Source organism: Nitrososphaerales archaeon (assembly GCA_025058425.1).
Lineage (GTDB): Archaea > Thermoproteota > Nitrososphaeria > Nitrososphaerales > JANXEG01 > JANXEG01.
This window is the reverse complement of the sequence record JANXEG010000011.1, coordinates 23,311-30,199: the sequence shown is the minus strand read 5'-3', so window position 1 is coordinate 30,199 and position 6,889 is coordinate 23,311. Positions and strand designations below refer to the sequence as shown.

At 43.2% G+C, this 6,889-nt stretch carries 7 protein-coding genes; 4 read left to right on the top strand and 3 right to left on the bottom strand.

The annotated features are described in order from the left end of the window. The 3 genes from NZ896_02150 to NZ896_02140 form a co-directional block, all read right to left on the bottom strand. On the bottom strand, positions 1 to 1,208 hold a 1,208-nt coding region (locus NZ896_02150), incomplete at its 3' end, for a DUF790 family protein (protein ID MCS7116253.1). 24 nt (positions 1,209 to 1,232) lie between these two features. Next, on the bottom strand, positions 1,233 to 2,861 hold the full coding sequence (locus tag NZ896_02145; protein MCS7116252.1) for a DEAD/DEAH box helicase: 1,629 nt from the start codon (positions 2,859 to 2,861) through the stop codon (positions 1,233 to 1,235). A 129-nt stretch (positions 2,862 to 2,990) separates the two neighbouring features. Continuing rightward, positions 2,991 to 3,440 (bottom strand): CBS domain-containing protein, encoded by a 450-nt coding sequence (locus NZ896_02140; GenBank protein MCS7116251.1) that lies wholly within the window; start codon positions 3,438 to 3,440, stop codon positions 2,991 to 2,993. A 181-nt stretch (positions 3,441 to 3,621) separates the two neighbouring features. Here NZ896_02140 and NZ896_02135 point away from each other — a divergent pair, with 181 nt between their 5' ends. The 4 genes from NZ896_02135 (at position 3,622) to NZ896_02120 (ending at position 6,889) form a co-directional block, all read left to right on the top strand. Continuing rightward, positions 3,622 to 4,086 (top strand): PadR family transcriptional regulator, encoded by a 465-nt coding sequence (locus tag NZ896_02135; GenBank protein MCS7116250.1) that lies wholly within the window; start codon positions 3,622 to 3,624, stop codon positions 4,084 to 4,086. 16 nt (positions 4,087 to 4,102) lie between these two features. Continuing rightward, complete coding sequence (locus tag NZ896_02130) at positions 4,103 to 5,197, top strand: DUF1786 domain-containing protein (GenBank protein MCS7116249.1); 1,095 nt, start codon at positions 4,103 to 4,105, stop codon at positions 5,195 to 5,197. 220 nt (positions 5,198 to 5,417) lie between these two features. Next, positions 5,418 to 5,600: a hypothetical protein gene (locus NZ896_02125; protein MCS7116248.1), complete on the top strand. Its 183-nt coding sequence runs from the start codon at positions 5,418 to 5,420 to the stop codon at positions 5,598 to 5,600. Between the two features lie 161 nt (positions 5,601 to 5,761). Further along, entirely contained in the window at positions 5,762 to 6,889 is a 1,128-nt protein-coding gene (locus NZ896_02120) for a hydrogenase small subunit (GenBank protein ID MCS7116247.1), read from the top strand.

Genomic DNA, 6,889 nt, shown 5'->3' with positions numbered 1-6,889 from the left:
TTCCCCTTCATCCTATATGGAAATACTGGAAAGCCTATATCCTTAAAATACTCAATATGGCTATTCTCTACCAAAAGGATCAACTTATCGAACCCTGCCCTTTTCAACTCCATGAGCTTCGCCTTCTTCTTCGCAACATACTCAGGCCTCCAATATCCGATGATCTCCAGATACCACTTCACACCATCAATTCTATGAAAGGTATAGTCTGGCACAATCAGTGTATCGCCAACTATTATAGGCTCAGCCTCCCTTTCAATTCTATACTTGCTTACGCTACTCATCGCCATGTAGAATTTACGCTCCACTCTACTATCGAAGATAGGTACGATCTCTTCATCAATTCTCATATCTTTGGCATAGTCTGGCATATTGGAATCTGTCAATATGCATGGGAGATCTCTTTTCTTTAGATGAACCAAAATCTTAACAGACCAGTCCCCAACGGTCTTTAAAAATGGTTGAACCGTGTTAAAGAGCATAGATAGCCTCGATGCGAATCTGGTAGGTTTACCAAAGAGCTCTATAGGTCCATATGTGCTTACGAGCACATAATCATCTTTCAATTGTGCATCGTAGATGAGGCCGAATTCTTTCACCCTCCTCACAACCTCCTTAACAAACATCCCCTTCGGCACCTTGTGGCTCCCTTTTGTCATAAATATCAGCATTCTTGAATTGGAGAGCAAAGTATCCAAGACTTCATAATTGTAATACTTGATAACATCGATCGGGCTAACATCATCCTTCACCTTCACAAGTACGTATCCCTTTGGATAATCGCTCCATAGGTAATCATCCAGATCTTCCAACTCTAACCCTCTTACTTCTTCATCATCACATTCCTCTTTAAAGCGCTTTAACACCTCAACTCTATTCCTTGCAAAGCCACCTTCCAATGACCCTACAAACTTAAAGAGTTTGAGTCTAAGATTCGTGGGGCTGATCTTTAAACGGCGTGTTACCTTCGGTTTATAGGTGAAGATGTGATTCAGAGCATACCTTAATCCATCGGCGAGTCTATCATCCCCTATTCGATAGCGCAACTCATCAAAATCTATACTTCCTTTCTCCATTCCTAAGCAGGATTCGTAGAATTCCAGAGCCCTCTCGGCTATCGAAAGATGATCACTAAAATTAGGGTTGAGGAATAAAGGCTGCATTACACCCCCTTTGACTTTAAACTTCAATAATGTCCTTGGAAACATTCTCTACTACACTCTTTACTACACTCAATTAAGCCATTCTCGAAATCTCCTCCTTCTCATGGTGAGTTGTTGATCCATCGTCCCCTTCGTAACCAACTCGATCATCAAAGCCCTCTCTTTCTTCGGCCTTAGCAATCTACCTATCCTTTGTAAATATTCACGGTTACTCCCCGAACCGCTTATGATGATGCCCACCTGGGCATCGGGTACATCGATCCCTTCCTCGAGCGTCATACCTGAAGCTAACTTTGTAACCTCGCCTTTTTTGAACATCTCCAACAAAGCCTTCCTCTCTTCAACACTCGTATCGGCTACAATAAGAGGGATAAGGTACCTTCTACTCACTTCTTCTACAATATCTACGTACCTACTGAAGATCAAGACCTTTTTATCTCGGTACTTCGATAGAAGTTCGCCGACGATCTCTACCTTCTTCTCAGCACTCAAGGCTATGATTCTCGCCCTATTTCTCGCCCTTAACGCATCTCTAGCCCTTGGATCTCGGGCAGCGTAAGTAAGGCAGAGCTCGAACCTCTCTCTTGGGTCTTTGACTTTAGGAAGGACCCTCTCACAATAATCGTTATAGATGTTGAGCTGCCTTCGGTACTCTTCAAGGGCTTCAGGCCCGAGCTCCACATAAATTCTTTTCACATCGTACCTTGCTATATACCCTTTATCTTGAAGTTCCGATTCGGAGACGGGTTTAATGATGGGGCCTATAATTTCTTCATAATCCCTATGAAGCCCATCACTCCTCATCGGTGTGGCCGTCAAACCCATCCTATAACGTGCGATACTTAAATCGAGTATCCTTCTAAACTCCTCAGCTACAGAGTGATGTGCTTCATCGGCGATCATCAACATAAATTTATCTGATAAAGTTTCAGCGTTCAAGTATGCCGACTTGTAGGTTATTATAGTGATGTCCTTGACCTCTTTACTCCCTCCCCCATATACCCCAATGTATTCATAAGGGATGTTAAGGTATAGGTTGATCTTCTTCTTCCATTGGTAGAGAAGGTCTATAGAGGGTACGATTATCATCGCCCTCACTTTAAGATCGGCTATCGCCTGAAGGGCTAAGAATGTCTTACCCGCTGCCGTGGATAGTGCTATCACACCTCTAAAACCACTCTCCTTCCATGCTTCGTAGCATCGTACCTGATAATCTCTTAACGTAAATTGGGCTACCGGTAAAAATGGTAGCTCTTGCTTTATATCAAAATCCACATTCACCTTACATAAAATCTGAAGATGATCCAGAACCTTCCATAGATCTCTAGGCTTGGCCCTATAAGTTTTGGTCTTCTGCTCATATATACATAGACTTGGTATTAGAGGTGCTGCACTGGGCGTCGCTCTTATAATGAGATCCCCTCCATAAATAGAAATGTTCACCAATCTCTTCTCTCTAAGACTTTCAATCTCTCTCAACACATCCTTCGAAAGATCTATACCGTACCGGGCGAGCCTTCTAAGGTCATCTACATCTAAAGTAGCACACTTTTCCAAATTCAATTTATAAAGCCCTTTCTTATTCACATTATCATAACCGAGGAATTCTGAAAATTGAAGAACCTCTCTAAAGGATTGCTCATCCAACGTCGGTAATGAGAATTCTAATTCTTGAAGGTTTAGAATCTTAAAGCTCAATTCTATAGAGAGTTAGATGGGCAAGAATTTAACTTTACAATCGATCTCGATATGCCTTTCCATAATTCCTCTTCATCATTATTTATCTTTATCATTGCTTTACGATATCCTTCCTCTAACTTTATCTTTTCACTTATAGGGGCCAAATTCAGGGGCTTTACTGTACCTTGCTATCGCTTTGAGAATCAAACCTTCATCCAACGTTTTATTAACCAACGCATTCGCCAGGTCTGTCGCGGTTACTATACCGACCAATACGCCTCCATCAACCACAGGTAACCTCCTTACCTTGTACTTCAACATAATCTCAGCAGCTTCATTCAGCGTCTGATCTGAAGATATCGTGAATATTGGCGTGCTCATAACATCACTGACCAAGACCTTCGCAGGGTCAAAAGGTTCTGCCAGAACTCTCGATACAAGATCCCTCTCCGTTATAATCCCTATCGCCTTACCACCTGAGACGATTATCAAGCATCCGACACCCTTCTTGGCCATCAGCCTCGCAGCATCGAGCACACTTTTATCCGCTTCGATCGTCACCAAATCTTTACTCATAACATCTTTAACTTTGATCATCATGATCTTCGAGATCTAATAGTATTGCCCGCTAATAAAAATTTGGATTAGGTCGATGATTATCAAACTTTAGTAATATGTAGATGTGACGATTTCACTTTTGTAAAGCTTCTTTATCCGTGGTGCAAAAATCTCACAATAAGCGCAAAGTATATATATCGTTAGTGATATCATTAGTGATATGCGCAAAGGCAAGAGTGTAGTGCCAAGGGGCTTCTCCAGATTTTACGTACTCTCACTATTAAAAGAGAAACCTATGACTGGTAAGGAGATCATGGATGAGACCGAAAGGAGGACGAAGGGTGCTTGGAGGCCATCACCCGGCCTCATTTACCCATTGTTAAATAGGCTCCTCTCCGAAGGTCTGATCGAGGAGGTTGAGGGTGGCTATAAGATTACGGAGAAGGGTGTGAAGAAGCTTGAAGAGTATAGTGAAGCACGTGAAGAGTTCAATAGAAGTTTCGGTGCAATGGTACGCCTCTTTACGTACGGTGGCTTCGTAGCCCAAGATATAATCGATAGGATCATAGGTCTATTCACCATTTTACGTGAAGATATCTCGAAGCTGGGTGCGGAGCAGAGGGCAAAGTATAGGAACTTTTTGATGGCGGAGTTGGATAGAATTAATAAGGAAGAAGTTAAGTGAGTTAATCAGATCATCGTTGGTCAGCGTATGTTGCATCGATGTAGGTCTAGGTACCCAAGATATACTATTCTTTGACCAATCTTACGATTACTTACCGAAGATGATCTTACCATCGGCGACACAGATCTTCGCCCGTAAGATAGCGAAGCTCACGCATAGAAATCTCTTGATCACCGGTGGTATAATTGGTGGTGGGCCTATTACAAGGTCTGTAAAGGAATTGATAAGTAAAGGTGGTAGGGTAAAGGCCACATTACCAGCAGCGCTCACATTCAGTTATAATTTGGATCACGTGAAGTCGATGGGGATCGAGATCATCGATAGAATCTCCGAATTTGAGAAGGACTTCACAATAGTGGAGTTGAAAGAGATCGATCTAAAATTCCTGTTGGAGTTGGCTAGGAGGTATGAGATCTGTGATAGGTTGGATTACATCGTATTCGCGGTTCAAGACCATGGGAAGGCTCCAGAGGGCGTATCTGCCATCGAGTATCGCCACAATCTACTGAAGAGCTTTATCGAAGAGAACCCGAAACCCATAAGCCTATTCTTCGAAGATAGAGATATACCAGATACACTCCTCAGAATGAAATCTGTCTCACAGCAGTTGAAAAGTTCTATCTCTGGAGAGCCCTTTTCAGGTAAGATCTACGCTACCGATACAGTAATCGCAGCGTGTGTAGGTGCATCTCTCGATCCGAATGCGATCGGTAAGAAAAGGATCGTCACGATCGATATCGGTAATGGCCATACATTTGCATCTATGCTGGTAGATGGTGAGATCGTCGGATACTTTGAAACGCATACATCGACTTTAACCCCAGAAATGTTGGAGCGCTTCGTTCAATTATTCATAGAGGGGAGGTTGACGCATGAGCAGATTTTAAGAGAGGGAGGCCATGGTGCTTACACAAGTGAGAAGTGCAGAGGTCCTGTAGATGCTATAATCGTTACTGGGCCGAAGCGTGATATCATCAAGAGGACGAATCTGAATTTTCAATTTGGCAACCCTCTTAATGATCATATGGTAACGGGAGCTCTGGGGTTGCTTTACTTAACGAATCAAAAAGAAAATCTGAATATCGGCATGGGATGGAGTAATCGTACATAATGTTATCAAGATCGAGAGATCATAAGTTAACATTATTTAATACCTTAAAGCTATCGCGATTTTATAAAAAGATTTGAATTGAAGGTTAAGGACAGATTTACAAGGATGTCTAGAAAATTATCTATACATATTTTTCGATTTTTTTAGAATATGGTGAAATTATGCAAAATATTAATAAAGAACTATTATCAAGTTCTTCAAGAGCTCGTAGGTGATGTAATTGTCCACAAATGTAAATCTAAATACCCTCGTGTTTTCGGAGCTCGTTTGCATAGTGTGTGGCAAAAGGCTCGGCTATTCTCCCATCAACGTCTCGTTGGTACTATGTGAGGAGCACACACCGAAGGAACGAATCATCAATAATACACGTCACGAGTTAAGAGTATCTGTAAATAACCCGTAAATAGAGTAAATAAAAAATTAATAAAGAGATATAAGTGACCGTAATTTTGAATCCCTTTATGGAGATAATGTTGGTAAAGGAACTTTTTAAAGTGAAGATGAAGAAGCCTCTTTCATTCTCCTTCATCTACATCGATAGAAGGTCTGGTTAAAGGTGATGGTATGGTCGAGGGTAAAAGGCAGACGACTGAAAGGCGTGAATTCCTCAAGTTATTGGCTACCGTGGGTGTAGGATCACTCGTAATCCCGAGCTTTCTCAAGCAGGATCTGATCGAGATCTTCGCAGAGGCGAGGGATTACTGGCATATCTGTTGGTTGAATGGTGCTGCATGCACAGGTTGTGCAGTTTCTCTTGCACAGGCGGCCGATCCGGACTTAATCAAAGTCCTAACGAGCCTGATCGTTGGTAACTCGAATCTGCCCATAGCCCTTCCCGATTACATGCAGGTACTCCATCCATCATCGGGCTCTCTAGCTATCGAGTTCATCGATACTTGGAAGAAGGGGAGCGATAAAAAGAGGATTCTGATCGTCGAGGGCTCGGTCCAGAAGAAGGGCTTCTGTAAAATTGGTGGTAGAGACTTTAGGGATTGGCTCCTCGATGCTACTAACTATGCAGATTACGTAATCTCCTTCGGCTCTTGCTCCTCTTATGGAGGCATACCACATGCGAAGGGGAATGTTACGGGCGCTATGGGTGTACAGGACTTTTATAGGGAGGTCGGGATCAAAAAACTGGTCATAAACCTTCCGAGGTGCCCCGGCCACCCTGACAGCCTTATTCTCACTCTAGCTGCTATAATGGTGGGTAAGGTGCCTGAGCTGGATGCATTCGGTAGGCCTAAGGACTTTTACGGTATAAATATACACTCGAACAGGTGTGCTTATAGACCATACTACGATAGAGGCATATTCATTCAAAGACCCGGTGAGTTTCCCGTGGAAGGTGCCGAGGAGGGTTGCCGCTATAAGATAGGTTGTAAGGGGCCAGTGGCATACGCCGATTGTGGCCAGAGAAGGTGGAATAATGGTGTAAGTTGGTGCATCGAAGTCGGTTCGCCATGTATTGCATGCTCAGAGCCCGCATTCCCCGATGGTGATACTGGGCCATTCTGGCAAGAGCTGCCCGGTCTGCCTTTGGTACTTGGTATTCCCATTGATACATGGGGCAAGGCCATGATGGTTGCAGGTGCGGCGGGTGTCGCAATTCACTTTGCTAAGAGGGTGATTACGAAGAGGGGAGAGGGAGAGAGAAAGGAGGAAGAGAAGGAAGAGGAGGGAGGTGAGTAA